Annotated in this window: 23 protein-coding genes; 9 read left to right on the top strand and 14 right to left on the bottom strand. The window is 45.9% G+C overall.

The window, feature by feature from the left end; translation table 11 throughout:
* Positions 1-625: 625 nt before the first annotated feature.
* Positions 626-2056, top strand: a complete 1431-nt coding sequence (gene pdxR, locus NO352_RS07485; protein WP_289355259.1) for a MocR-like pyridoxine biosynthesis transcription factor PdxR — start codon at positions 626-628, stop codon at positions 2054-2056.
* 154 nt (positions 2057-2210) lie between these two features.
* Here the strand turns inward: pdxR and NO352_RS07480 are convergent, their stop codons facing one another.
* From NO352_RS07480 to NO352_RS07450, 7 genes are all read right to left on the bottom strand, one after another.
* On the bottom strand, positions 2211-2954 hold the full coding sequence (locus NO352_RS07480; RefSeq protein ID WP_289355258.1) for a YggS family pyridoxal phosphate-dependent enzyme: 744 nt from the start codon (positions 2952-2954) through the stop codon (positions 2211-2213).
* 26 nt (positions 2955-2980) lie between these two features.
* Complete coding sequence (hemL, locus tag NO352_RS07475; protein ID WP_289355257.1) at positions 2981-4309, bottom strand: glutamate-1-semialdehyde 2,1-aminomutase; 1329 nt, start codon at positions 4307-4309, stop codon at positions 2981-2983.
* A gap of 178 nt (positions 4310-4487) precedes the next feature.
* On the bottom strand, positions 4488-5024 hold the full coding sequence (locus NO352_RS07470; RefSeq protein WP_163975355.1) for a pyridoxamine 5'-phosphate oxidase family protein: 537 nt from the start codon (positions 5022-5024) through the stop codon (positions 4488-4490).
* A 252-nt stretch (positions 5025-5276) separates the two neighbouring features.
* Positions 5277-5417 (bottom strand): hypothetical protein, encoded by a 141-nt coding sequence (locus NO352_RS07465; RefSeq protein WP_289355256.1) that lies wholly within the window; start codon positions 5415-5417, stop codon positions 5277-5279.
* Positions 5418-5421: 4 nt separating this feature from the next.
* Positions 5422-6309: a GNAT family N-acetyltransferase gene (locus tag NO352_RS07460; RefSeq protein WP_289355255.1), complete on the bottom strand. Its 888-nt coding sequence runs from the start codon at positions 6307-6309 to the stop codon at positions 5422-5424.
* Positions 6310-6595: 286 nt separating this feature from the next.
* Positions 6596-7444 carry a hypothetical protein gene (locus NO352_RS07455; protein ID WP_289355254.1) on the bottom strand — a complete coding sequence of 283 codons (849 nt, stop codon included), beginning with the start codon at positions 7442-7444 and terminating at the stop codon, positions 6596-6598.
* 174 nt (positions 7445-7618) lie between these two features.
* Entirely contained in the window at positions 7619-8374 is a 756-nt protein-coding gene (locus tag NO352_RS07450) for a cyclase family protein (protein WP_289355253.1), read from the bottom strand.
* A gap of 169 nt (positions 8375-8543) precedes the next feature.
* On the opposite strand from NO352_RS07450, the gene NO352_RS07445 reads away from it, so the two are divergent.
* Positions 8544-9017 (top strand): GNAT family N-acetyltransferase, encoded by a 474-nt coding sequence (locus tag NO352_RS07445; RefSeq protein WP_289355251.1) that lies wholly within the window; start codon positions 8544-8546, stop codon positions 9015-9017.
* 104 nt (positions 9018-9121) lie between these two features.
* Positions 9122-11164 (top strand): ATP-binding protein, encoded by a 2043-nt coding sequence (locus tag NO352_RS07440; RefSeq protein ID WP_289355250.1) that lies wholly within the window; start codon positions 9122-9124, stop codon positions 11162-11164.
* Here the strand turns inward: NO352_RS07440 and NO352_RS07435 are convergent.
* Positions 11158-11337, bottom strand: coding sequence for a hypothetical protein (locus tag NO352_RS07435; protein WP_005544237.1), 180 nt, complete (start codon positions 11335-11337; stop codon positions 11158-11160). The genes NO352_RS07440 and NO352_RS07435 overlap by 7 nt on opposite strands.
* Before the next feature lie 240 nt (positions 11338-11577).
* Here NO352_RS07435 and NO352_RS07430 point away from each other — a divergent pair, with 240 nt between their 5' ends.
* From NO352_RS07430 to NO352_RS07415, 4 genes are read left to right on the top strand one after another with little or no spacing between them, the layout of a single operon-like run.
* Positions 11578-12495: an ABC transporter ATP-binding protein gene (locus NO352_RS07430; protein WP_289355249.1), complete on the top strand. Its 918-nt coding sequence runs from the start codon at positions 11578-11580 to the stop codon at positions 12493-12495.
* A complete protein-coding gene (locus tag NO352_RS07425; protein WP_289355247.1) occupies positions 12492-13241 on the top strand; it encodes an ABC transporter permease in 750 nt (249 codons plus the stop codon). Before NO352_RS07430 ends, NO352_RS07425 begins: the two co-directional genes overlap by 4 nt.
* A gap of 13 nt (positions 13242-13254) precedes the next feature.
* The gene (locus tag NO352_RS07420; protein ID WP_289355245.1) at positions 13255-13986 is read left to right on the top strand and encodes an ABC transporter permease; all 732 of its coding nucleotides are present in this window, start codon (positions 13255-13257) and stop codon (positions 13984-13986) included.
* A gap of 24 nt (positions 13987-14010) precedes the next feature.
* Entirely contained in the window at positions 14011-14364 is a 354-nt protein-coding gene (locus NO352_RS07415) for a YxeA family protein (RefSeq protein ID WP_262866435.1), read from the top strand.
* A gap of 186 nt (positions 14365-14550) precedes the next feature.
* Here the strand turns inward: NO352_RS07415 and NO352_RS07410 are convergent, their stop codons facing one another.
* The 4 genes from NO352_RS07410 to NO352_RS07395 form a co-directional block, all read right to left on the bottom strand.
* On the bottom strand, positions 14551-15954 hold the full coding sequence (locus NO352_RS07410; RefSeq protein ID WP_289355244.1) for a sensor histidine kinase: 1404 nt from the start codon (positions 15952-15954) through the stop codon (positions 14551-14553).
* A gap of 4 nt (positions 15955-15958) precedes the next feature.
* On the bottom strand, positions 15959-16684 hold the full coding sequence (locus NO352_RS07405) for a response regulator transcription factor (RefSeq protein ID WP_289355243.1): 726 nt from the start codon (positions 16682-16684) through the stop codon (positions 15959-15961).
* 219 nt (positions 16685-16903) lie between these two features.
* Positions 16904-18331 carry a stalk domain-containing protein gene (locus tag NO352_RS07400; RefSeq protein WP_289355242.1) on the bottom strand — a complete coding sequence of 476 codons (1428 nt, stop codon included), beginning with the start codon at positions 18329-18331 and terminating at the stop codon, positions 16904-16906.
* Positions 18332-18528: 197 nt separating this feature from the next.
* Positions 18529-19359, bottom strand: coding sequence for a nucleotidyltransferase domain-containing protein (locus NO352_RS07395; RefSeq protein WP_289355241.1), 831 nt, complete (start codon positions 19357-19359; stop codon positions 18529-18531).
* Positions 19360-19589: 230 nt separating this feature from the next.
* Here NO352_RS07395 and NO352_RS07390 point away from each other — a divergent pair, with 230 nt between their 5' ends.
* Both NO352_RS07390 and NO352_RS07385 read left to right on the top strand, forming a co-directional pair.
* Complete coding sequence (locus NO352_RS07390; RefSeq protein WP_289355240.1) at positions 19590-20900, top strand: helix-turn-helix transcriptional regulator; 1311 nt, start codon at positions 19590-19592, stop codon at positions 20898-20900.
* Positions 20887-21693, top strand: a complete 807-nt coding sequence (locus NO352_RS07385) for a WYL domain-containing protein (RefSeq protein ID WP_289355239.1) — start codon at positions 20887-20889, stop codon at positions 21691-21693. Before NO352_RS07390 ends, NO352_RS07385 begins: the two co-directional genes overlap by 14 nt.
* 82 nt (positions 21694-21775) lie before the next feature.
* On the opposite strand, the gene NO352_RS25260 is transcribed toward NO352_RS07385, so the two are convergent.
* Positions 21776-22273, bottom strand: coding sequence for a tubby C-terminal domain-like protein (locus NO352_RS25260; RefSeq protein ID WP_483311820.1), 498 nt, complete (start codon positions 22271-22273; stop codon positions 21776-21778).
* A 112-nt stretch (positions 22274-22385) separates the two neighbouring features.
* The gene (locus tag NO352_RS07380) at positions 22386-24377 is read right to left on the bottom strand and encodes a methyl-accepting chemotaxis protein (RefSeq protein ID WP_289355238.1); all 1992 of its coding nucleotides are present in this window, start codon (positions 24375-24377) and stop codon (positions 22386-22388) included.
* Positions 24378-25163: the final 786 nt, after the last annotated feature.

Here is a 25163-nt window from a genome sequence, read left to right as displayed (position 1 = left end):
CTCGATCCCTCCACCCGCATAGCGGGTGGTTTTTTGTTTCGTGCGGTTCACGCACTCAACGGGCTAAAGCCCATAATAAAAAAACCGCGTTTTACGCGGTTATTAATCGGTACACCTTTTTTTGTCACTCGTCATATTTAGTAGTTAGTGTCAGTCAATCATCTTGTCATACACCATTTAACGTAATTCATAATAAGAAAAAATAAGTTGGGGTCTTTTTATTACGCGCTCCTTATTTGATTTACGCTTCGTGACCATCTCTCCTTCAGATATTGATCGGAAAAACAGAAAATAAATAAAACAGTTGATTAATCTTGCCTCGTTAATTTGAGAAATGATAAGCTTGTTTATTTGAATCCCTATCGGTTAGGCTGCTTTGTATTAAGCTATCGTGTCCCCGTTAGCTTACTGGCTTCTCACAGTCTACGACTTTATTTTCTCAGTCTATATCTTTATTTTTTGACAACTAACAGGCTGGCCGTCATTATTGAAATCTGAAATTCTCCCTAAGAAGAGATCTCTGTTGTATTGCACAATCAACAATTGTCATGCTAGTATACCAATCAATGGATTGTTGATTAATATCCATAATTAGGCATTATAACAATCCACGGGAGTTGTCCGAATGTTACAAGTAAATCGAAATGACAAACGGCCTATCTGGCAGCAGCTTCTGGATCAAGCGATTCAAAATATTACAACCGGAAAATGGCCGCCAGGCGAATTACTGCTCCCTACCCGTGAACTCGCTCCATTGATTGGTGTTTCCCGCTCAACCATACAGATTGTTTACGAGGAATTATTCAGCCGCGGGTATACCGTAACCTCTCGTCGCGGCGGGACAAGAGTTAGCGATTGGACATATGCGACTCGTCCTTCTGAAGATGCTGCCACACAAGGGCCGATCCCTCCTGAATTGCCATCATTGCACACAGGAATCGGCCATTTACACAGTTGGTTCGGAAACAAAGATAAGCGTGAAGTAGAAATTGATTTCAGTCCTCATGAGCCATACATAGACGAGCATTTTCGAAAAAGTTGGAGACAATCCTTTTTGCATGCCTCTTCAGAATCAGACCTGGACAATTGGGCTTACGGAAACGCCTATGGATTTCTGCCGCTGCGAGAGCAGATTCAACGTTATTTGTCGCTTGAACGGGGCGTTCATGTGGATGTCGATCAGATCATCTTAACCTCAGGCGCCCAACATAGCATTGATTTGATTGCCCAGGCTCTGTTACAGGAAGGAGAAACAGTTTCGGTTGAGGATCCCGGCTTCCCTGCTGCCTGGATGGTAATGAAGTATCGGCGCATGCAGGTTGAATCCATTCCGGTCGACGAACACGGACTATGTATTGATCGCATTCATCCTGGGTCCAAACTTGTATATGTTACACCATCGCACCAGTGTGCGGTTGGAGCAATTATGTCGGAGCCGCGCAGGCAGCAATTGTTGCATATGGCTGCTGGGCAGCGTTTCTGGATTATTGAGGATGATTACGATAGTGAATTTCGGTATCGCGGTGACCCGCTCCCAACGCTGTTCAGTCAACGGCCTCAGAACACGTTATATATGATGAGTTACTCCAAAATGGTCGCTCCTGGCATTCGGTTATCGGCAATTGTCGGTCCCAAAGAGGCCATTCGTCAAATTGCCCAAGTCCATGAATTAACCTATCGCCATCTGCCGATTATGGAGCAATTAACACTAACTCATTTTATCGAGCATGGCCATTTTATGCGTCATATGAGACGAGTTCGAAATGTATATCGTCGCAGACACGAAGCCATGACGAAGTCGATTATCGCGACTGGTCTAAGCGAACACTTCACACTCAGCGGCGTAGAAACGGGATTGCATATGCTTCTTGAGGCTGATAAATCGTTTGACGAGGAAGCCGTGACTAAGTTAGCGCTCGAAAATGGAATCCGCGTTTATCCGCTTAGCACGTATTGTTTGGAAAGCGATCGAAAAGGTTGGGTACTGGGGTTTGCTAAAGTAGATGAAGCAGCCATTGAAGAAGGGATTTATCGTCTAGCGGGGATGCTTTTATAAGCCAAGCATCCCCGTCACGACATTAGCTTGCTCGGCATTGAACACGTCCATAATGACAATGCCTTTCTGCGTATCGCCAATCTTAATCTAACGCGTTAAAATGTCGACAACCATGCAGAAAAGTTGGGTTCATAAGCGTTATCCGGCCTTTCTCCTAATCGTCCTGGCGCGCGTTTTCGTTCCAGTAATAGCTGTCCGGCAAGTAACGCTGCCCGAATACGCTTGTCCCTACGCGAATGATAGTAGCCCCTTCTTCGATAGCCACCTTGAAATCACCGGACATGCCCATCGAGAGGATATCCATTTCAACACGCGGGAACTTTTTCTCCCTAACTTGGGTTTGAATCGATTTTAATAATCGGAAGCAATGCCGGGTCTCATCGTTTGTAGCATTTAGTTTTCCAATCGTCATTAAGCCTTTCACGTTTAACGTTTCGAACTGGGACAATTGCTCCACCAACTCCAGTGCCGTTTCCGGAGAAGCGCCAAATTTACTTTCCTCGTAGGAGGTGTTGATTTGCACCAGAATATCCATAGTCTTGTTCTCTTTGACGAGTTGATGATTCAGGGCCTGCCCCAATTTCAAACGGTCTACAGAATGAATGAGCGTAACATATTTGACAACGTCCTTCACTTTATTCGTTTGCAAATGCCCAATAAAATGCCATTCTACCTGATTAGATTGCCGCATAAGCGGAAATTTGTCCCGAAGTTCTTGCGCTTTGTTTTCTCCAAATAGAGTCTCTCCCATCTGTATCGCCATTTGCAATTTTTCAAGCGGTACGGTTTTGGTCGCCAACAACAATTTCACGTCCTCTATCTTGCGCCCGGATGTTTGACAAGCCAAATCCATCTGCTGCCTTACGGCTTTGAGATTCTCTTCTACTAGATGTTCCATGTCTTCTCCCCTCTAACTGCTCCCGTTTACGTTTTTATTATCTTTCCGCTATTGCTTAGCTTCTTCAAGACTTGGTAATGAGCCTCGATTGTCATTTCAATATCTTCATCCGAGTGGGCAAGCGACACAAACATCGCTTCATACGGCGTTGGTGCTAACAAGATTCCGTGTTCCAGCATCCATGGATAATATTCCTTAAACAAATCATTATCGGCGGATTGAGCCGTTTCGAAATCGATGACTTCTCTATTTGTAAAATAAGGGCACAACATAGACCCTACTCGGTTGATCGTCAACGGTATGCCCGTCCTATCCGAGTTTCCCTTAAAACCTTCAGCCAGTCTTGCCGATTTTCGTTCCAAATCATCATAAACGCCTGGCTGCCCAAGTAATTGTAAGGTCTTATAGCCGGCATTCATCGCCACAGGATTGCCTGATAATGTCCCTGCTTGATAAACGGGGCCTTCAGGCGCAACCATGTCCATGATTTCTTGTTTCCCGCCATAAGCACCAACTGGAAAGCCACCACCAATAATCTTACCTAAACAAGTGAGATCGGGATCAATCCCATAGAAGTGTTGTGCGCCTTGATATGCGACACGAAAGCCGGTCATCACTTCATCAAAAATGAGAAGACTTCCATAGTGCCTAGTCAGTTCACGCAGCGCATGTAAAAATTCCGGTTGCGGCGGAACAACTCCCATATTCCCCGCTACAGGTTCAACGATGACGGCTGCAATCTGTTCCCCAAATTGTTCAAACATGCGCTCTACGCTTTCTATATGGTTATAAGGAACCGCCAGCGTATCCGCGACTACAGACTTCGATACGCCGGGACTATCCGGCAGCCCAAGTGTCGCGATAGCCGATCCCGACCTGACGAGAAGCGCATCCGCATGCCCATGGTAACCGCCTTGAAATTTAAGTATTTTGTTCCGCTTCGTATACCCCCTAGCCAAGCGCAGCGCGCTCATCGTAGCTTCTGTCCCCGAATTGACCATGCGAACCTTTTCTATCGAAGGGACGATTTTACTGATCAGATTGGCCATTCGGGTTTCGATCTCTGTGGGCAAGCCAAAGCTTGCTCCGCTAGTTATTGCGCTTGCAGCTGCCTTATTCACTTCAGGATGTGCATGCCCCAATATTAGCGGTCCCCATGATCCGATATAGTCAACGTATTCATTCCCGTCAATATCCATTATTCGTGACCCTTGCCCGCTAGCCGCGAAAACGGGTGTCAAGTCCACCGATGAAAAAGCGCGAACAGGGCTATTGACTCCTCCAGGGATGACTCGCTTGGCTTCTTCATATGCGGATACAGATTTTGAACGCGAAACTTCCAAAGCATTCTTCATTCACTTTCCCTCCATTTCATCTGGTCCGGCTCATCGAACTCAAGAACAACGATTGAGCGAGCTATCAAAAAACGCTAGTTAATAATGCAAATGCTGCCGCATGAGTAACGGCAGCATTCATTTTATAATTCGATGATTTCGAAGAGCTTTTACAGGTTCTTATGTATAAAAAAACAGCTTACACGGTTTTTCCGGGAGCAAACATTTTCCCCTCTTCAATCGGATTTTCTTTCGCGGTGATATGATGTGGATCTATTCGGTACACCTCAACCGGCCCACTGAATACTGCTGACCGGTATTTGTCTACGTGCTGCTTGGGTAACGGCCGATTATAGTAACCAGGCACATACTTATACATCATTTCCTGCAACATGTGTGTAGCTTCATCCAAATCGACGACGGGCTGTGCCTTGCCAAAAATCATTACGCTCATATACGCTGTGTCCGTCTTGGCTGGCACCGGATCAGTAATCGTTCCATATTCTTCACAAATCGCAAAACAGACCTCCGGATTTGCACCCATAACGTGATTTCTTCTCCCACCAGTGGCTCCATGAAAATAAAGCTTTCCATTTGTCCAAACGAAATTGAGAGGAACAACATACGGCAGATGACCATCGACCATTCCAAGATGTCCAATTCGAGCTTGCTGCAAAAATGTCTCAATCTTGTTTTTGTCCAACACTTCTCTTATTTTGTAACGCACTCCATTCATGGCTTCACCTCTATTGAATTGAAAGATTATGATGTGAGTTTACCAGCCATTGGAATGAGGATAAATGTCCATAATCATGGAATTGATGCAATCCATATTAGACAGTAAGCGATGCTCCTCTTACCAAACTAATAATGAACGCATTCGTGTTTAGTCTGTTCCACCTCGCTTGGCTAGGTGCACTTCATAACAAAAACCGGAATGAAGGTCATTCATTCCGGTTCCCTCTGGCTCCACATTAACTGGAGCTTATTATATTCGATCCCGCCCCAAGCTGATCTGCGCATTCTTCATCATTCCAAGTGCCAAGCCAATGAACATAAACGCTGCATAGTACAGCCCGATAGCTTCTTCAACGGCAGGCTCACCGTAATCTAGCCATTTGGCTTTCACCTTGCTAAGTTGCCTTAAATAACAATAGCCGATGCTCTTGCTGAAAGCCTGCTTTTTGATAGAGAGAAATCGCCTTTTCATTCTCCTCCTGCACACATAATGAGATTTCATCAATCTCCTTCTCGATGAGCAGGAAGCGCAGCGCCTCTTGCATGAGTGAAGTGCCGAGCCCTTGGCCTTGTGCCTGCGGCGATACGGCAATGAATTCGATATTTCCTTCTTGTGCTTCAGGATCCGCCTCCACGTAGACGTAACCGAGCAGACTCTCATTTCGATCCACTGCAATAAAGATACGATGGTCGTCCTGTAGCCGGCTAATGATCTCTTGTCCGTTGTAATACGTATTTGGGAACGAGGCATCATGCAGCCCAATAAAGGCCTCAACGTATTCTGGCGTGATCTCCTGCAGCGTCGTCTGGACTGGAACATAGCTGAATGCGATGCGAGAGCATTTCAACACCAAATGAGTATGTAAAAATTCCGCCTGCACCGCAACTGTGAACTGCAATGCTCGCTTGTTCTCCTCATTATAGAAACAATAGAAAGTCGGCGCCTTGCCACCAAGCTGACTCATTCCCGTTTCCCAGAGTTGGTTAGCGATCTCATTCCATTTTGAATCCTGGTCAATAAATGGCCCCCACACCTCTGCCACGCCACGTTCAAGATCAACATCAAAGCCAAGCGCACCAACTATTCGTTCATTTTCACAGGCAATAACGAAGGAGGATTCCAAATCGAGATCTGAGAAATCCTCTCTTAGTGTGCTTGCAATTTCCCCTGCCTGATCTCCGCAAAATCCAACATGATGCTGCTTCTCGCGATTCAATCGTGCGATTAAGGCTGCTAATTCATCAACATGCTCATATGATATGGCATGAATTATGATCGACATGAAGTAAATTATCTCCTTTTTATCTATCGGTACATCTGCTATCCATACAGATGCTTTACATATTCCTGTCTTGTCATTCCTCGGCTTGCAAGGTGCAAGGTTGAACTCATTTCTAACGTGCAATCCACAGCTAATTCGTATTGCGTAAAAATTTTGGCGTAATCAGGAGAAGTCTGTGACCGATATACGTCCATATACTCAGGTTTAAATTAATAAGTGGACACTCCCATAATTCACTTTGTATTGAGAAGGATTTGCGTCTGCTGCCTCTACAGCTTCGTTTGCCTTACAACTTACCTAAATTATAAAAGGTTGCTGTTTGATTCGTATTCGCATAACGCCATTGATATGTTACATTCAAGTTGTTACCACTCCACCACATATTTTTGATTTGAGAGAAAATATAATCTGAACTTTTATAGATTTCGGTTGTCTCATATGTACCATCGGGTCGCTGAGCCTTGATTGTAGCAGTTCCAGCCGATAACTGTAATGAGGTTATAACATACTTCGTTCCGTCTGGACTTTCCGTTGACATCGCTGACGTTCCAAAAGCAGGGAATGGGGTTGTATAAGTCAATTCCATCAACTCTCCCGCACTACTAATTGCTCTGGCATACGCCGTCTGGTTTACAACGTCAGTTGGCAAGTTGTGCTGATAATATCCACCGATATTTGACCAGTTCCCTTTCCTCCCAATTTTCACCTGTCTTTGCGTTGAATCTCTTGGAAAGTCAAACCTTGGGGAACCACCCGCAGTTGATAGAATAATTCTATCCTTAATTTTTGAAACATTATAGGCTGTAAAGGTTTGATATGCGCCTTTATATCTCCACTTCGTAGAAATGTTTAATGTATCATTGGTAAAGCTATAAGTTTGAATATCTACAAAGTCACTGCTGAAGCTTCCACCAGTATAAATTGTCGTGATTTCAACATCATTTCTGAAAACAATAATATGTTCACCAGTTTTCCCCAATACTACGCTATACTTCTTTCCGTCAATCCCCATTACAGGAGTTTGCATAGCAGCATTGACTTTAACCGAAAATCCCAAAAAGCCTGACAATATTACAGCAACAATCAAAAACAATAAAACAGGTTTTCTAAAGTATCCGATTTTCATAGCCTCCATTTTATCCCTCCTAATCTGAATTTAAAAGCGTAATGTATTATAGGTAGTTATTGGAAGATTATACCATTTACTTTACGCCTTTATACTTTTCAAAACAATGAAAAACATAGAACGGCTTCCTGTTCTAAACTCTCTCCTCTTATCTGTAATCCGATTTTGTGCACTTTTTGGGGTTTATTCAAAAATAGCAACTGGACGCGACCAGCCTGCGCTCGCCTTTTCTACCTTTACCGGGAAGCAGCACACCTTAAATCCGAATGGCTTCGGCAGTTGTTCCAGATTCGCCAGCTTCTCAATTTGACAATATTCATGGTCTTGGCCAACGAAATGAGCTGCCCACAGAACGCCCGCCTTCGGCTCGCGATTATATGCCTCAGCTTGCAGGTTCAATGGTATATCCCACCCCCAGCCATCTGTGCCTACAACCTTAATGCCCTGATCAATCAGCCAGCGCGTCGCTTCCGCTGACACCCCAGCATGCAAAGACACATAATGCTCCTCATAGAGGCGCTTGTCCGCATCCGTACGGATTAAGACGATGTCCAGCGGCTTCAGCTTATAGCCGATTCGATCCAACTCAGCGATTACATCGTCCGTCGTAATCTCATAGCCGGAAGACTTCTGACTGAAATCAAGCAGCACGCCATCAGAGAAGAACCATTCCAACGGGAGCTCATCAATTGTCCTTGACGGCTTGCCTTCCGAGGTTGGCCAGTAATGCCAAGGCGCATCAATATGGGTGCCGGCATGCGTATTCAAGGTTACCGTTTCGGTAGCCCAAGCTTGGCTTTCCGGAAAATCTTCCGGCTTTAATCCAAGTATGGCGGCTGCCTGCTTCGCACCCTCCTTGTGACTGGAATATTCAATCTTGGCCGGAAGCAGTTCACGAATACGAGGACTAATGGATACACTCAAATCAATGATTTTCATTTGCGTACCTCTCCTTTGAATGAACGATTAACAATGAATTCAACAAAGAGGGAATATTCCCCTTTCCGATATCCAAAGATTCACATTTCATTGAGAACAAACAAACGTACTGCTACACTATAAAAAGGATTTTTCTAATTCTCGTAAAAATCGAGGTGCGAAAAGAAAAATGAAGGCCCATTCAATAGAACTGCAATTTTACAAGCCCGAATACTTGAAGGCCCTCCAAGCCTATCAGCTTCCGGAGGAGCAGGAACAATATACTGCACTGCCAATTCAGCGTCTGGATTCGTCGGATGGCAAGCACCCGATCGTCATAACAGCTAACAGCAAGCCGGTCGGCTTCTTTGTCTTGCATGAGAATGCATATATTCATGAGTACACCACGAATCCCCACGCATTCATGCTCACAGCCTTATCCATCGATTATGCGCAGCAGGGACAAGGATACGCCGCAATTGGGTTGGGGCTTCTCAAAAGCTTTGTATCTCAGCATTTCCCCGCATGCAATGAGATTGCGCTGGCTGTGAATCACAAAAATATTCCGGCGCAGCGTTTGTACATGAAGGTCGGGTTCATAGACACAGGCCGAAGACACAAGGGGTTTATTGGCGAGCAATTCATTCTTCGTTTATCCCTGTAATAACTAGCCCCATATTCTAACTTCTACTATCCGATATTGCCAGATAAGAAGAGAATCGCTAACATGGGAAATAAAATAAATCGCAAGGAGGCGCAGCCGATATCGTGCAGCTCCATTGGTTGGAACAAACCAAGCCATTCGTCGGGCGCAGCAAAGAAATGAGTCATGTTCTCGATTGGCTCGACAATCCTCAAGCCCCTTCCCACATCCTATACATATCCGGCATGGGGGGCATAGGCAAAAGCTCCCTAATGACAGAGATGATGCTAGCGGTTCAGCAGCGAAAATGGCCAAGCATCTGGCTGGACGGACGCTCAAGCATCATGACGCCAGTAGGGTTTTTGGAGTATATTACATCCGCCATTCAATTCGAATTATATAATTACAATCCTGCCAATCCACTCGAAGTGCTAATGTCTGCTCACGCCTCCTGTCGCATCGCTATCTTTATTGACAATTGCGAGCATATTTCACTCCTGGAAGGGTGGGTGATGAATGCATTCTGGCCGAAGCTGTCATCTCAGGGCGTCCTCATTGTATTCGCCTCTCGATCCCCTATTCCACTTGTATGGAGAACACATCCGCATAGGGGAAGGCATATTATCGAACTGCCACTGGCTCATTTTTCTTATACGGAAACCATGGATTATATCTCACATGCAGGGGCATTTTCGAAGGAAATCAGCGGGGAAATTGCGCGAAGCTCAGACGGCCACCCACTCGCTCTAGCGCTTGCTGTAGAAGCTGTTCAAAAAAAGCGGGAGTTGTCGAGAATAGATACCAATATTGTATCTCAAACAATTAGTGCCCACTTACTGCGTGAGCTTACGACTGAGGAGGTTCAACCGTGCGTTGATGCCTTAATTGTCTTGCAGCAAGCCAACCAAGAAATGCTCTCCAAGTTCCTGAATCGCCCAGTAACGATTCAACAATATCGGCTGCTGCAAAGCATGTCATTTATGCGAACAGGCCCTGAGGGCATTGCTCTTCATGATATTGCCCGCATGCACCTGTACCGGGATTTCCGTGCTAGGGAGCCCCAGCGATTAGAAGAGCTGAGAACGAAGGCGGCCATGCTTCTATATCAGAAATTTTCCCAAGCAGAGCTTCATCGACGACGCGAGATTGCTGCAAAATTACTCTTTTTGTGCAAGGATACCCTTCAATCCGATCGATTGTATGCAGACTGGACGGTAGACTCGCCGGATTCATCGCTCGAAGTTATGACCGAGACCGATTTACCCGCCCTTCATGAGCTTCTTGATCGATGGTGCGACTACAGCATTGATCCATGGCAGCGAAATACCTACCACCAATTTATGGATGATCTCGCGTTCCAATTCCCGGAGAGCATTGTTGTTTTGCGTGAAACGGACGGAAAGCCAATTGGCATGTTCATCATGCTCCTTGTACATCAGGACACAAGCAGACTCATGCAAAAGCACTTCCCTTCCGAACTGCGCGAATGCTTCACATCTAAAGAACTAGCTTGCAGAGCGGATCAAGCTGACACATACTTTCCTGTCTTGTGCACAGCTACGGACAAGCATCCCATATTCACCCGTGAAGAACTGGTCGGTCTGCTCACCCGAGATCGACTCTCCTTGCTCGGACAAGGCTCTCGCGCAGTGCTGGTAGCGACCAATCCGAATTTAAAAACCTTCCTCCAGCAAGTCGGATTCCAGCTTCGTCCCACACGTACAAGGGATTGTGATACTACATATGCAAGAGCGGACATACTAGAACTAGATCTTAGGCAGGAGCGGTTTGGGAATTGGATTATGTCCTTCTTCTCCCAGCAGGCAAGCCAATCCAGCAGCAATCAGTACGAGATTACGATGCAAGACGTCCGCAAAATACTGTCCTTCTTGCACGATCCGGGCAAGCTGAGTTACTACACCCGCTTTTTCCCCATGATTACAAATGGGGTCGATTTACAAGCACGCTTACTGCCCATCCTTGAGAAAAACACACTCTTTCTACAAGAACAAGACCTGCTTCTCCTGAATACGGCATATAACCTGTACCCCAACAATCACATTGCGGCTGCGCTTGCTTGCAATATGAGTCGCGCAACTTACTATCGCCACTTGAACAAAGCAATTCAAAACGTTACCGAAATGATTAAGTGCAAGGGAATTCATTGACAGCTCAACAGGGCCTTGGCTGACGGTTCCAAATACATCTCAGCCTTCAGGCCCTTCTTATGTATCTCAATCCCTCCGTGCAATATCTGCCGTACAGCCTCCTCATGTAACCTTAGCTGCTCGATAATATCTTCTACACGAACGTCCACTTTTTCCTTTGAGATTAGATCCATAACTATTCCCCCATTTTCGCCCCTCATCATCCAACTGGACAATTTGCTGGCACTGTCTTGTTGTCTTTCACTATAATCCAGAAGGCTTGTCTCTTCGTCTCAACTTTTTCTCATATTGGGATGTGAACACCATCATTTAAGGTTGGCGTAAGGTAATCTTCAGCCTTATGAAAGGTGCAGGACTTACAGTTGAAGCATGAAATCATAATTGGAAATAGTGAATGGAGTGGATGATCCTTGATGAATGCCCAGCCCGTCATTGCTACTCGCGGACTTTCAAAATTTTATAACCATGTATGCCGGGTGAACAACATTAACCTTGAGGTTCTAGAAGGCGAAATATACGGCTTCCTTGGCCCGAATGGGGCGGGGAAATCCACAACCTTGAAGATGCTGCTTGGTCTAGCCAAGCCCACCGATGGCCGCATTACCCTATTCGGTCAGGAGCTCGGCAAACATCGGCGAACTGTTCTCAATCAGATCGGCTCCCTGATTGAATCTCCTTCTTATTACGGTCATTTGACTGGACTTGAAAATATGCGCGTCATGCAGAAATTACGCGGGGTTCCGAGCAAAAATGTGGAAGAGGCGCTGCGAATTGTCCGACTTGAAAACCAGAAAAACAAACAAGTAGAGCATTACTCGCTCGGTATGAAACAGCGGCTGGGCATAGCCATGGCTCTTATCTCCTACCCCAAGCTGCTCATATTGGATGAGCCGACGAACGGATTAGATCCCGCAGGCATCGGTGAAATTCGCGAACTGATCAAATCACTGCCGCGGCAATACGGAATTACCGTACTTCTTTCCAGCCACCTGCTCTCCGAAATTGAGCAGATCGCCACCTCCGTTGGCATTATTAGTGACGGCAATCTGCTCTACCAAGGAAAGATGGAGACACTGCAAGAGCGAAATAGGTCGTCCCTCGCAATTCGAACGAGCAATAATACTGCAGCAGCAGCATGGATGCAAAATCAGGGCTATATGGCCAGCCTACGGGACGAATGCTTGCAGATCAAGCATATGAGCGATCAACAGGTGGCAAGGCTGAATAAGGAGCTCGTGCTGAGTGGCATTGATGTTCTACGGATCGAAGAACGCAAAAGAACACTGGAGGATATTTTCTTGGAGCTTACCGGAAGGGAGAGAAGTCTATGACAAGAGCTTTGTCCCTAGAATATTTCAAACTTCGCCGTAAGCGCATCTTCGCTATGATGGTCTTATTTCTGGGTGCTGAAATGCTATGGGCGTTGGTATCGACAACGATGTCGATCGCTCGAAATCCCAGCAGCGCGGACTGGAAAACGGTAATTGCAACTACAGCCTCCATGAACGGATTATTTCTCCCGATTATATCGGCTATCGTCGTATCGCGCTTGTGCGACATGGAACACAAAGGAAACACATGGAAGTTGTTAATGGCAACAAATATGAATCGGAGCAGCCTCTATGCGGCCAAATTCATATGCGCTGTCTCGATTATCTGCCTGTACCTTGTCCTGCAGGCAGGCATAGTTTTTACGTTCGGCGTGATGAACGGTTTCGATTCGCTCCCATTGCGGCTTCTCATTCTGCATATTGGAGGAGCGCTTCTGACAAGCTTATCCATCATTGCCTTGCAGCAGTGGATTTCCCTTATTTTGAAGAATCAGTCCTTTGCCCTGTGTCTAGGAATGATAGGCGGCTTTATAGGCATGACAGCAGATCTATTTCCTGCATTTGTGCGTCGAATATTCATATGGTCTTACTATTCCGGACTGTCTCCTGTTACCTATCTATATACAGGGAAATCCGCAACTTACGTGATGCAGCCACCAAGCTTCGGTCTGACCGTTGTGGTGCTACTCATCGCAGTCGCATGTTACGCGGCAGGTAATATACATGTTTCTCGCAGGGAAGTATAGGAGGTTAATCGATATGTTACGAAGCGTTTCCGCTGAAGTCCTGAAGCTGCGGCATTCTCGAATTTGGATCATTCTTGTTGTTCTTCCCGTTATTAGTCTCGTGATTGGCTGCGTAAATTATTATTTAAATCGAGAGGTTCTGCAGCAGGAATGGTACAGCTTGTGGACGCAAGCTGCTCTTTTTTACGGCATGTTCTTCCTCCCTGTGCTAATCGCGATCTGTTGTGCCTATGCATGCAGACTAGAGCATATGAACCGGAACTGGAATGCTGTATTGACGGCTCCCGTATCCATCGCCAGCGTCGTCATTGCCAAGCTGATTGTCGTTGGAGCACTCTTGTTTTTTGTCCAGTTGATATTTTTTACTCTGTATCTATGTATGGGATACTTGCTTGATATCTCCTCGGAATTTCCTCCCGATGCGATAGGATGGATATTCCGAGGTTGGATATCTTCTCTCTCAATAGCTGCCATACAGCTTGTGCTCTCGCTTCGAATCCGTAGCTTTGCCGCACCGATCTGCATCTGTTTATGTGCTGTTTTCCTTGGTTTGGGGCTGTATGTCGCGAAGTTCGGCATGCTGCTGCCGTATTCCATGCTGACGATTGGCATGGGTGTACTCAGCCAAGAGAGTCTGAATGGTGCGGAGCATATTCAATTCTATGTGATGAGTGGCATTTATATTGTGCTGTTCACTAGTTATGCCATTCGCAACTTGCAGAGGAATGATGTTATTCAAGCCTAATTCGCTCTGAAAGGGAGATCTGCAATGAAAAAAATAATCCTTATTGCCGCGCTGCTGCTCGCAGCCGTCGTCGCATTCGGTATTTTCGTACTTGCTCCGGAACGACTAGCGCCGGATGACCCTGATGGGAAGACGTTGTATTATACACAAATCCACAGTAATGAAGCGATTAAAAACAAGAACGGCAGATATGAATACAGCCTCCTTGCTTTTGACAACCAAGGAAACCAAAAACAGCTGGACTTTACCACCAGCAAGCAATTACGCAAGGGAGCTTATCTGGAGCTGTATACGACAAGGCTCCGAGGTGTTACCTATTGGCATGAAGTCCGATATGACAGTCTTCCTGAGAACATAAGAAGAACCTATAAGCCATAGATGTATAATCCCAACAAAGGGCCGCTCTCTGGATCATACGCTGATCAGAAAACGGCCCTTTTCGTCATTATTTATTTAAGAAACATATTCTTTACTATCATGAATGTGAGAACGTGATGACAAGAGTGACATTCCATAAATACCCTTGCATGCAAAACTACTGATCCGGTCTATGTTCGTCTGTTGTTAGCTTAGATTAGCTTCCTTGGCCGAACAGCTTGACAGTTCAATTGTAGCGCACATGCCTTGCCCCGTGTCACTCTCCAGCAACAGATGTCCGCGATGTGCCTCGGCAATTCTAGCAACCATAGGAAGCCCCAAACCATGTCCATTCTGTCGCAAATGTTGTCTCTCCGCAGAGTATGGCAGTTTCAACAGATCCTCCAACGCATCACGCTGAATCCCTACTCCGTTATCCATTACCGTAAACTGACAAGCCGAACCATCAGTTGATTGATTTACAAGCAGCGAAATGACGCAGCCATCTGGATTATGGTCGATGCAATTCTGTACCAGATTCGTGATGGCTCGAAGCATCAGCTTGCGATCGACTTCAGCCTGAATAGGCTCTTTCTTGATCTGCAAGTCAATCGTATACCGATCATCCAGCCCTTGATTCAGGAAGTCTGCAGCAACCTGTCTGGCTAGAGCCGCCAATCGTATCGGCTCCATGTTCAAGGGCTGCATCTCATACTCCAGCTTGGAGACTAGATTCAAATCACTGACGAGAGACCGCAGCTTCTCCCCCTGCTTGCGAATGATTGCCGCCTGCTGCCTCTGCTCCTCAGGCACCTCCGCATGTTCCTCCAGAGAACTGGCATAACCAAGAATCATGGACAGAGGCGTGCGAATGTCGTGAGAAATTCCTGCAATCCAATTCGACCGCGCCTCATTGCGAGTACGAAGAGCCGCCTGCCTTTCTCGAAGCATTTCAGAGGTATCATTGATGCTTCGCGCGAGCTTGCCGAATATCCCCTTCTCCTCTGCCCGGACGGCCTCTTCCTTGCCAAGCGCGTGAACAACGCCTGTGAGCGGCTTCAATGAACGGACAAGCCGAGTACCAATTATAATAGCCAGCACGCATCCCAGTACGATGTTGCCTAGCAGCAGGAATAAGGCTCTCTGCGGTAAAGAACGTATCCATGGCACGAGAAAATAGAAATGATACTTTGCATAGCTGTTCTTCGGATAACCAAGCACGATCAGTCCATCTGCATGCTCCCACACAAATACTGGATATTCCCGCAAAAAATGACGGGTGAATTTCGCAACCTCGGTTAGAGAATATGAACGAGGGACTTCCCCAGGCAGCTTGTAATCCCATATGACTCGGCCGCCCTTATCAAGCAGCATCGCCCATGCTTCAGTACCCTCCAGCATCTGGCGGGATGAGGCATCTAATGCATATGTCTTTCCCATCCGTTGCAAATGGTTCGCTACATACTCCACGACATGCTGTGGAGATTGTCCATCATTAATTTCCTTGAACACGAAAACACCGAGCATGGCCAAATTCAAGGCAACGATCCCGGCAAAAATAGCAAATGTAATGCCCGTAAACCGGCGAATAATGCGGATAATGTCTTCCATTGTCCTATGGCTCCTTCACCATAAGCTTATATCCGAGCCCTCTCACGGTTAGCAGGCTGCTGGGATTAGAGGGATCCGCTTCGATCTTCTCCCGAATTCGCCGTATATGCACCATTAACGTATTCTCGTAGCTAGTGCCATCATTGCCCCAACCGGCCTGGAACAATGCATCAGTCGTTACGATACGCCCTCTATTCTCATAGAGCTTCATAAGAATCGCATGCTCCTTGGCCGTCAGCGGCTGCTCACGTTCTCCAGCACCATCGGCCTTACGATATACCACAGCGCTCTCTAAATCCACCGTGCATCCTTCCAAATGAAAGGTCGGCAAGCTATCCTCCTGATGCGTCTGATATACTCGCTTCAAAATGCCGTTCAGGCGAAGGATCAGCTCCCTTGGCAAAAAAGGCTTCACCATATAATCATCGGCTCCAAGACCTAATCCGAGCAGCCGGTCCTCATCTTCGCCCCTCGCAGACAAGAACAGCGCCGGCATGCTGGAGAATTGGCGGATGGCTGTCAGCAGCGCAAAGCCGTCCTGATCTGGAAGCATCACATCCAATATGGCGATGTCAGGCTTGTCTCTGCGGCACACAGCTATTGCTGATTTGCTGTCGGATGCCGTATAAATTCGATAATAGCCCTCTTTGCGCAGCAGCATATCGATCATGGTCCGAATGTCAGGTTCATCGTCCACAATAAGTATTTTTTTGTTTTTTAGATTGTCCACATACTCCCCTGCCTTCCCTTACAATAGTAGTTCATTAAACATTTGGTTTTGGCTGGAATCGACCGAGGGAAAATAATGTATTCGACAAGAAGATGCACATAACCTGCATCTAACAGAGTATCAAGGACTCTAGAAGGAAGCTTGAGAACACGCTAATTATATAAAAAAGAGCCTTGACCGGTAATTGCCATAACCGGAGCAAGCCCCTCTTCATACTCTCTATTTCATCGTAATCGAAATTTTGTCTTCCTTCTGACTCCAGTCTACCTTCGCTCCCAGCTTCTCACTAATGAAGCGGAGCGGCAAATAAGAGGTTCCCTTAATTGCAAAAGGCTTATTTTCCAGTTGAACTTCCTTTCCGTTCAGCGTCGTTGTCCCCGTCTTATAGTTGACAACGATGGTCAATTCCGCGCTGCCGGTGCCAGCATTGGAGCGGCTGATCGTGACTACCTTGCTTTCTTCATCATACTTGATCGCGGCGCCAAGCTTCTCGAAGATCGAACGTATAGGGACAAAGGCCTGATCTTTGCGAATGACAACGCCGTTGTTCAACTTAACGGCCTCTCCATTCAAGGCAAGCGCTACGGCGCGTTGTACCGGCACCGCCTGCTCATGCATGAACTCGTAGTCGCCATATCCTAAATCCGCATCCTTATTGACGCCCCATCCCCATAGGGAGCCATCTGCTTTTTGCATAATTATATGCCGCCAGCCTGCTTTAAGAGAGCTGATATTGGATGCAACAAGATCAAATTTGGCGTTGTCTGACATCGATTCGGTATCGATGGACGTACGATATACCTTGCCGCTATTTGTGTATGCTATGATTGAACGCTCTACAATATACGCTGCTTTCACATCGGAGATATTCTTTAGTTGAATCGGCTTTGGATGGTCATGCCTTTTCGTGCCATCGGACATTCCCGTCACTGTGGCACCCCAGAACCATAGGCGAGATGCACCATCGATTGCCAGATTCGTTTCTCCATTTGAATGAATTGATTGAATCCCCGTCACCCCTTCTACTTTCGTAGGAGTCGACTCAGGCAAAGAAGCAACTTTTTTAAAAGAGGTACGTTTATTTACCCCTTCCCATATAGTACCGTCCTTCTTCAGAAAGAACCATCGTTCTTGGTTCGCTTCACCGGGATAGTAGAAAAAAACGATTTCTTCAACCTGATTGATGCCGGGCAGCTCCTTGAATTGAACATGTTTATAGCCTGATAGAACATGTTTATAGCTTTCGTTGTCCTCGTCCTCAGCGACGTATACTTTTCCGTCCGCATCGAGAGCTAAATCGTCGTAGAAATAAACCATGTCGCTGATGCCGGACACAGGGTGAATTTTGATTTCTGGCGATGTGTTGTCATCCTCTAAGAACCATACTTTCTTATCATCCGTTACCACATAGGAGCCGATGATCCGTTTTACAGGGCCTATTCCATACAATTGAGTCGGTACGGCTTGAAAGTTTCCCCACACCCAATATGTACCGTCTTTCTTGATCAACGAATGCAATCCATACTCTTGAATTGCGTTGTCCGATTGCGGCGCTGCTGACGCCGCAGGCAGATTTACGGTTCCCAGCAAGCCTATGCTCAGCACAACCGCCAGCATCCATTTTCCCGCGTGTACCATTCTTTTCATCTTTGCGTTTCCCTTCTCTATCAAATTGAAAGTTCCTCCATCTATTGGAGAACCATAGTCTACCATTACTGTAGCATGATTTTCCATAGACTTTATGGCACAATTTCATAAAACTCTGCCTGCTTTAGCGGTAAAAAGTGTACTCTGTCCTTCTTACCTATTGCCTCCACCTTGACCGGCGCATGATTAAAGATCAGTTACAATGTTATTCTATTCTCTGGTATTTCTCGCATCTCTATTTCTCTCCTTGTGTCTGATGCGGTTATCGACCAGCGGAATAATTCGTCAAGCCGTCCATCATAACCGCCTGCTGCAACAGGCTGCTGCACGGCAATCTGTTCATAGTACCCAATGGACTCCTCAATAAAGGCATTGATGACCTCAATTCTAGGCTCATGATCCAATTCTTCTCCTGCGATCTTTCGTGCGAGCAATTGTTGAATGGCGGCATGAAGTTCACCGTTCGTCGGAATGAGCCAATCTACCAGCACCGGAAACTCGATAGGCGGCATCTCGTTATAACGCTCGATCCATGGGCAGGCCAGCAGCGGGCGCAGCACGTAAAAATACTTTTTGATTTTCACTTGATCCCTTTGCAAATACTCCCTGTAGTTTCCTTTGGCCATATGCAAATAGTGATACATACAGGATCTCGGCGAAAAGGTATGGGAGGATAGGGCACGTATCTGCGCCACCACATCCGATGCTTCTGCATATACAATCGGAGATTGCAGCCATTCAAGCAAAGGAGGATTCGACTTGCGAAATAAAGACAATGCTTTCTTCATATCCCATCCGTTGATATCCAGCATATTGCTGATCGGCCGCTCAATCACGTCTCGCTTTTCGAATAAGGATAAATAGCTGTCCATCGGTCTTACGTAAATAAATCGGACGTCATAATCGCTGTCCATCGATGGAAATCCCCATGCCCTGCTGCCCGATTCGCAAGCATACAATATGCGTACTCGTTCCTCTTTCTCGATCGTTTGTAACGCATCTATAATTTGCTGACGTATATTCGCCATGTGTGACCACTCCTTCTGACATTCGGATAACCCTTTACGCATGATTTGCTTCGACATTAGAAATCTCTGTTCATGAAGCTCGAGCCCGTTATTTCCTGTATTCATCATCCCTTATTTCCAGTGCTGCGAACATGGCGAATGTATTACGACTTACCGAGATTATTTCGTGCTTCCGCTCATGTTTACCTGATACAATGAAAGAGAACTGCTTGGGAGAAAGGAGATTGGACGTGGCGAAGGAGAGCTTCGATAAGGAGATTCAATATTTGCGCACACTCATGCTGATGAGAGGCGCATTCAACAGACAGCAGTTGGCAGATCGGCTGGGCATTTCCGTACATACATTGGACAAAACGGCACGGCGCCTGAAAGAAGTTGCCGCAGCCTCCGATTTACAGTCTAAGCACGCGTCGGAATTGGAACTGGCGGAAGCTGTTCATCCTCGCAATTACGATTCATCCGATCCCGCCCTATTGTTCTTGTTTCGAGCCAAGTCGCTGAAGGAATCCGAATCGGTTCGGATATCGACTATTTTGGAGGCGCTGCAGGAGCAATCCATGACGGCTATGGAGCTTATGGATGAATGCTGCGGCAAAACGCCGGAAGAGCTGCCGATGCCTGATGAGAAGACAATTCGAAGCGACCTGAAATATTTGGAATCGGTCGGCGTCATTCGCAAAGCGAATGCATCCCGCCCATATCGCTTCCGCTTGAACGATGAGCTCATTCAGCAATTGTCGGATGAGGAACTGCTGGATTTATACGATTTCGTAGATGTTATGGCAAACACGCAGGTGCCTTCTGTCCATGGCTATTTGCTGCGGGACAGCTTGAAGAAGCAATTGCTGCTCGACCATAACGGCCAACATCTTACCGACATCTTTTTATATAAATATCATTATCATTCACGCATTTTGGATGAAGCCCATCTGTTTACCTTATTGGCCGCGATCCAGAAACGCTGCAGAGTGAAATTCCAATACTTCACGCCCAAGGCGGAGAAAAGCTATGCCGCACAACAGACGAATCCGCGCTTCGAGCGGGAAGCCGAAGGAAGCTGGCATAAGGCTCTGCCCTTAAAAATCGTGTACGATCATCAATATGGCAGATGGTATATGCTGAGCAGCGATAGAGAAGGTATCCGCAAGTTCCGCATGGAGGGCATGACCCACATTGAAGAAGTGGATGCTGTGTCCGAGGACGTGTTCCAGATGAAGACAGCGGCGCTGATGGAGAAGATTCAATACAGTTGGCTCATCGATACCGGCCGTCCCGTGAAGGTGCGTGCCCGCTTCTTCAGCCCTCGCCCGGGAGAACCGGACTTCATTAAGCAGCGTGTGCTGCTGCAAGGGCAGTGGGGAGAAATCATCGAAGAAGATGAGCATTCCTTTATATATGAAATTACGGTAAATGGAATTACAGAGATTAAGCCTTGGCTGCGCAGCTTCGGTTCGAGCTGCGAGGTGCTGGAGCCCAGATATCTGCGGCACGAGTTGATAGAGGAATGGAAGGAGATCGCTGATTACTATGAACCCATTTGAGAAAATCTTTGGCTATCAGATTTTGACTCGTCTCGAAGAAGCGGGAACATTCGTCGTTACCTCTCATGAACGGGCATGGTTGAAGACGATGCTCGCACATCCTGCAGCGAGCGAGGCCTTCTCGGAAGATACGATAACCAAATTAAATGAAATCCTGTCCTCAGAGATACTCATGGATACCTCCCATAATCTCATTGAGAAGGCCAAAAGCAAGGAAAAGCATGTCTATCATCCGATGCTAAAGCCGCTCCGTAGGTACATCTCTTCCGGGACAGGGATACGCATCAGTTACGCGATCAAGGGCAGGCGTGTCAACGAGGAGCATGAGGGCTTTCCATATAAATTAGAGTATTCTATTATTAAGCGAGAATGGTACCTGCTCTGGTACCATCGTCAGCACCGCGGGCTCATGAGCACCAAGCTGCGCAATATTACGTCTTTGGCAGCAGAATCAATCCCGCCAGCGGAAGCGGAATATATTATGGCGAAACTTGCCCGTCTACGCGATCGCCACAAGTCCGAGGCAGTGATTGAGGTTATCCGTGATTATCATTCCGAACTATCGCGCATCCTTTATGCCTTCTCCTGCTTTGAAACAGAGGTAATGTACGATGAGGAACAACGCAGCTACCAGATTCGAATCCGGCTGCCATGGAATGAGCATGAATTCCTCTTGTCCAAGATACGTTTTCTCGGCAAGCGCGTCCGCGTGAAGGATAGCGCATATCTGCAGAAGCGCATGCGCGAAACAGCCGCCATGGCACTGGCAAGGTATGAGGAAAACAGTGTGTGAGTCTATGCGATGGTGTGGGGTGGGCTCTCGTTAATCCTACACCAGGAGGTTTTGGTTTATATAAATAAGCTGTCAGGTATATTCAATCTCTCAGTGAGAATAAATAGAAGATACACGACAAAGTATAGATGTCTACTTCATCATCGAAAAGCTCGATCGTAAACGTCCGAGGAGGAAAGATCCTATCATATGTAATCAATGCTGTCACTCTGTCAGATGAATTTTTTAACGTAGTGGTACGATCCATGAAGTCCCTTTTTAACGAGTAAACCTTATTATCGATAGCGAACTCCATGCAAGGATTTGTTTTGATCATCGTCTTATCTCTCAGTACAAATTTCCCCAAACGATTAGAGTCTACTTTCCACTCCGACCTAATCATCGTTTTAAGAGACCAAACTTCAATGGCCTTGCTCATTGCCCTAACTTCCGTATCAAAGACTTCAACATTAACTAAGTAATCGCTAAAAATATTATCTACAATATGATGAAGCGTACTATTATAGTGTCTTTGAATATCACCTATTCGGTTCCCGTTAGCATCTATTAATGCGAATTTCTTTCTACTTTTACGATAGATAGGGGCTACATTTATCCAACCTACAGACTTAAGGCTCCCCTAATAAAAAACGGCGGTACGCCGAGTCCATAGAAGAACCCGGCATACCACCGCATAACATCACAATGATTGCCTATATTTTAAATTTCTTCACTAACAATTCCAATTCGCTGCTGGAATTACTTAAAGCTTCCGCCGATTGCGAAACCGTATCGATTGCTTTCAACTGATCCTGTGTCGAAGCGCTGACTTCTTCCGCGGCGGCTGCGGATTCCTCCGAGATTGCGGATAGATTTACAATGGACTGAACCACGTTTTCCTTCAGCTCAGACGCCGTCTGTATTTCGCCCGACATTTCCTTGATCGCCTCGATCACTTGCTGCATCAAGCTTTGAATGCTTGCAAATGCGATCTCTGTCGACTGCACAGCCTCATTTTGTTCCGAGGTGATTTCCTTGGTCCGGCTCATCGCCCGAGTGGCATTCGCAGCCTCTTCCATAATGCCCTGAATGGTGCTGCTGATTTGCTCTGTCGAACTGGCGGATTGTTCTGCAAGTTTACGCACTTCTGTGGCGACGACCGAAAATCCCTTGCCAGCCTCTCCCGCTCTTGCCGCTTCGATCGACGCATTTAAAGCAAGCAGATTGGTTTGAGCTGAAATCGCTTTGATCATTTCGGCCACGGCCTGGATGTCGTTGATTTTGGTCACGAGCAGGTTCAATACTTGTTCGATCGATTGAATTTCACGGAACGATTCATCGGAGCGCGCTTGCAGCACTGCCAACGTTTCTTTTCCATCGATGCTTGCCTGCTGCGTCTGGTTTGACTTCACCTGCATGGAGGACATCGTTTTTTCCACCAATACAAACTGCGAGGCCAATTGGCTTGTGACATGCTGCATCTGATCCAGGTTTGCTGCGCTCTCTGCCGATCCTTGTGCGACATCCGACATGGCGTGAGCAATTTCTTCGCTTGCCGCTTTTGTTTCTTCCGATACGGCACTCAGATTTTCAGCCGACTCCGAGAGATGTTCGGAGGAAACGATCACGCGGGATAAGACTTCCCGCACGCTTTGAACCATATGATTAAAGTGGCCTGTTAATTGGCCAATCTCATCCTTCGAACTTACCTTCCCTTCCACGGTAAAGTCTCCATTAGCCATTAGCTGCACCTGATCCGTCAATTGAACGATTGGCTTCGTAAAGAAGCGGGCGACAAAGTAGATAATAACATTTGAAACGACAATAGCACATAAGGTTATGATTATGTTTATGTATTTAATATGGTTCGTGAGCTTTAACAGTTCGTCTTCTTGATAGACAGCACCGATTTTCCACCCTGTAAGACCAGACGTCGTATAATACAGAACTTCCGATTCGCCTTTATCCGTATAGTTAACCTTCCCTGCACTTTCATTTGCAGTGTATATTTTGTCAACATAAGGTCTTCCCCGTTGATTTTTTCCTTGTGCATCTTCTGTATCCGGCAGCACTACCGAGTTTCCTTCTGCATCCAAAATAAATCCAAATCCGTTATATCCTACATTCGTTTCACTGATTTGCTTTGTCAATTGATCCAGGTTCACATCAAGCGAAATAACCCCAAGAACCTTGTTGTTTTCCACAATGGCCTTAGAGATCGCTATTTTCATCTTCATACTGACACTATCCTTATACGGAGGGCTGAATTTCACGTTATCCTTGTCATCGTTAGCCAATTTATACCACGGCCGAGTATGAGGATCATAATCTTTTTTGTATACATTAGCTTCGGGATCAAACATCTGCTTCGATGAATTCCCCATATAAATAGCAGATACTTCAGGATTGATTTTTGTATAATCCTTCATCATTTCAATCATGTTAGGAGTTAGCTTTTCTCGGTTTTTTACAATGTCTTTAATTTCAGAATTTTCACTAAAATGCAAAATATCTTTTGCATAATTATTTAGACGCAAATCCGTAACTTGCAATAAGGCCACCGCTTCTGCGCTTCCTACTTCGTCCAGCTCTTCTTTAAAGCTGTTAGTCATCTGCAAGTTAGTTGCCAGTTGCAGAATGACCATAGAAGCAACCAGCAATAATGCAAAAATGAACATAATCTTGTTCTGTAACTTTTTAAACATGATGACGACCCCCTATGAATTGTAAACGTTACAAAACTTACACTGGAACTAAATAAAAATGCCAGATTCGACGTTATAACGCCTCTAACGTAAAAATTCTAGCATATGTTCAGTATGTATAAAATGACATAGTTACGAACGACTTTGTAGAAAGCATAAATTTTTGTGCCGATAAATCCGTTATTTTGGAAGCATGCTAGTGATAAGCTAGGCACCCCATAGCATTTACGTTTCGTTATCAAGAAGTAAATCTGTTTGTGTCTGCGTCGCCCGAATAATAGTTATAAAACAATTGAGCAGCTTCTTTTGCCGTAATTGGTTTCATCCAATCATTAGCATCTCGTTCTAATATCGGCAAGAAACAGTACCAACATTAGCTCTTGCGAATAATGGTGCTCTATCCTTATTACCAAACAATGCATTCGGCGAATATTATGGAGATTTGGAAAAAGGAACTGTTTTACTCTTAAATAAGTTTTCAAATTTGAGAGCTCCTTTATGACCTGATAATGTTACAATGTCAATAAAAAATGGTAAAATATCCACAACAGAAACACTTGGGGCGATATCAGTGATGTATATTACGCTTACGGATCCGACAATGGCTACAAAACAAGTGTAAGTGCAAATGCCAAAGCAACGAAGCGCAATCCTACGTCACTTAAAGCATATTCTTCACACTTTGTAGCTAGTGGACAAGCCTCTTGGTCTGACAACACTAGCGTTTCGTACTAATACTCCATCATGATCTCAATGCTGCATTAATGATATAGGACTCTGTTCAAT

The organism is Paenibacillus sp. S-12, assembly GCF_030363895.1.
Taxonomy (GTDB): domain Bacteria; phylum Bacillota; class Bacilli; order Paenibacillales; family Paenibacillaceae; genus Paenibacillus_B; species Paenibacillus_B alvei.
Note: the sequence above shows the minus strand (reverse complement) of the source record. Positions and strands in the feature narration are given on the sequence as shown.

Excerpts from the sequence above, each read along its gene's own strand:
- pdxR (WP_289355259.1), top strand. The coding sequence starts at position 626 with ATGTTACAAGTAAATCGAAATGACAAACGGCCTATCTGGCAGCAGCTT.
- NO352_RS07480 (WP_289355258.1), bottom strand. The coding sequence starts at position 2,954 with ATGGAACATCTAGTAGAAGAGAATCTCAAAGCCGTAAGGCAGCAGATG.
- hemL (WP_289355257.1), bottom strand. The coding sequence starts at position 4,309 with ATGAAGAATGCTTTGGAAGTTTCGCGTTCAAAATCTGTATCCGCATAT.
- NO352_RS07470 (WP_163975355.1), bottom strand. The coding sequence starts at position 5,024 with ATGAATGGAGTGCGTTACAAAATAAGAGAAGTGTTGGACAAAAACAAG.
- NO352_RS07460 (WP_289355255.1), bottom strand. The coding sequence starts at position 6,309 with ATGTCGATCATAATTCATGCCATATCATATGAGCATGTTGATGAATTA.
- NO352_RS07455 (WP_289355254.1), bottom strand. The coding sequence starts at position 7,444 with ATGGAGGCTATGAAAATCGGATACTTTAGAAAACCTGTTTTATTGTTT.
- NO352_RS07450 (WP_289355253.1), bottom strand. The coding sequence starts at position 8,374 with ATGAAAATCATTGATTTGAGTGTATCCATTAGTCCTCGTATTCGTGAA.
- NO352_RS07445 (WP_289355251.1), top strand. The coding sequence starts at position 8,544 with ATGAAGGCCCATTCAATAGAACTGCAATTTTACAAGCCCGAATACTTG.
- NO352_RS07435 (WP_005544237.1), bottom strand. The coding sequence starts at position 11,337 with ATGGATCTAATCTCAAAGGAAAAAGTGGACGTTCGTGTAGAAGATATT.
- NO352_RS07430 (WP_289355249.1), top strand. The coding sequence starts at position 11,578 with ATGAATGCCCAGCCCGTCATTGCTACTCGCGGACTTTCAAAATTTTAT.
- NO352_RS07425 (WP_289355247.1), top strand. The coding sequence starts at position 12,492 with ATGACAAGAGCTTTGTCCCTAGAATATTTCAAACTTCGCCGTAAGCGC.
- NO352_RS07420 (WP_289355245.1), top strand. The coding sequence starts at position 13,255 with ATGTTACGAAGCGTTTCCGCTGAAGTCCTGAAGCTGCGGCATTCTCGA.
- NO352_RS07415 (WP_262866435.1), top strand. The coding sequence starts at position 14,011 with ATGAAAAAAATAATCCTTATTGCCGCGCTGCTGCTCGCAGCCGTCGTC.
- NO352_RS07410 (WP_289355244.1), bottom strand. The coding sequence starts at position 15,954 with ATGGAAGACATTATCCGCATTATTCGCCGGTTTACGGGCATTACATTT.
- NO352_RS07400 (WP_289355242.1), bottom strand. The coding sequence starts at position 18,331 with ATGAAAAGAATGGTACACGCGGGAAAATGGATGCTGGCGGTTGTGCTG.
- NO352_RS07395 (WP_289355241.1), bottom strand. The coding sequence starts at position 19,359 with ATGGCGAATATACGTCAGCAAATTATAGATGCGTTACAAACGATCGAG.
- NO352_RS07385 (WP_289355239.1), top strand. The coding sequence starts at position 20,887 with ATGAACCCATTTGAGAAAATCTTTGGCTATCAGATTTTGACTCGTCTC.
- NO352_RS07380 (WP_289355238.1), bottom strand. The coding sequence starts at position 24,377 with ATGTTTAAAAAGTTACAGAACAAGATTATGTTCATTTTTGCATTATTG.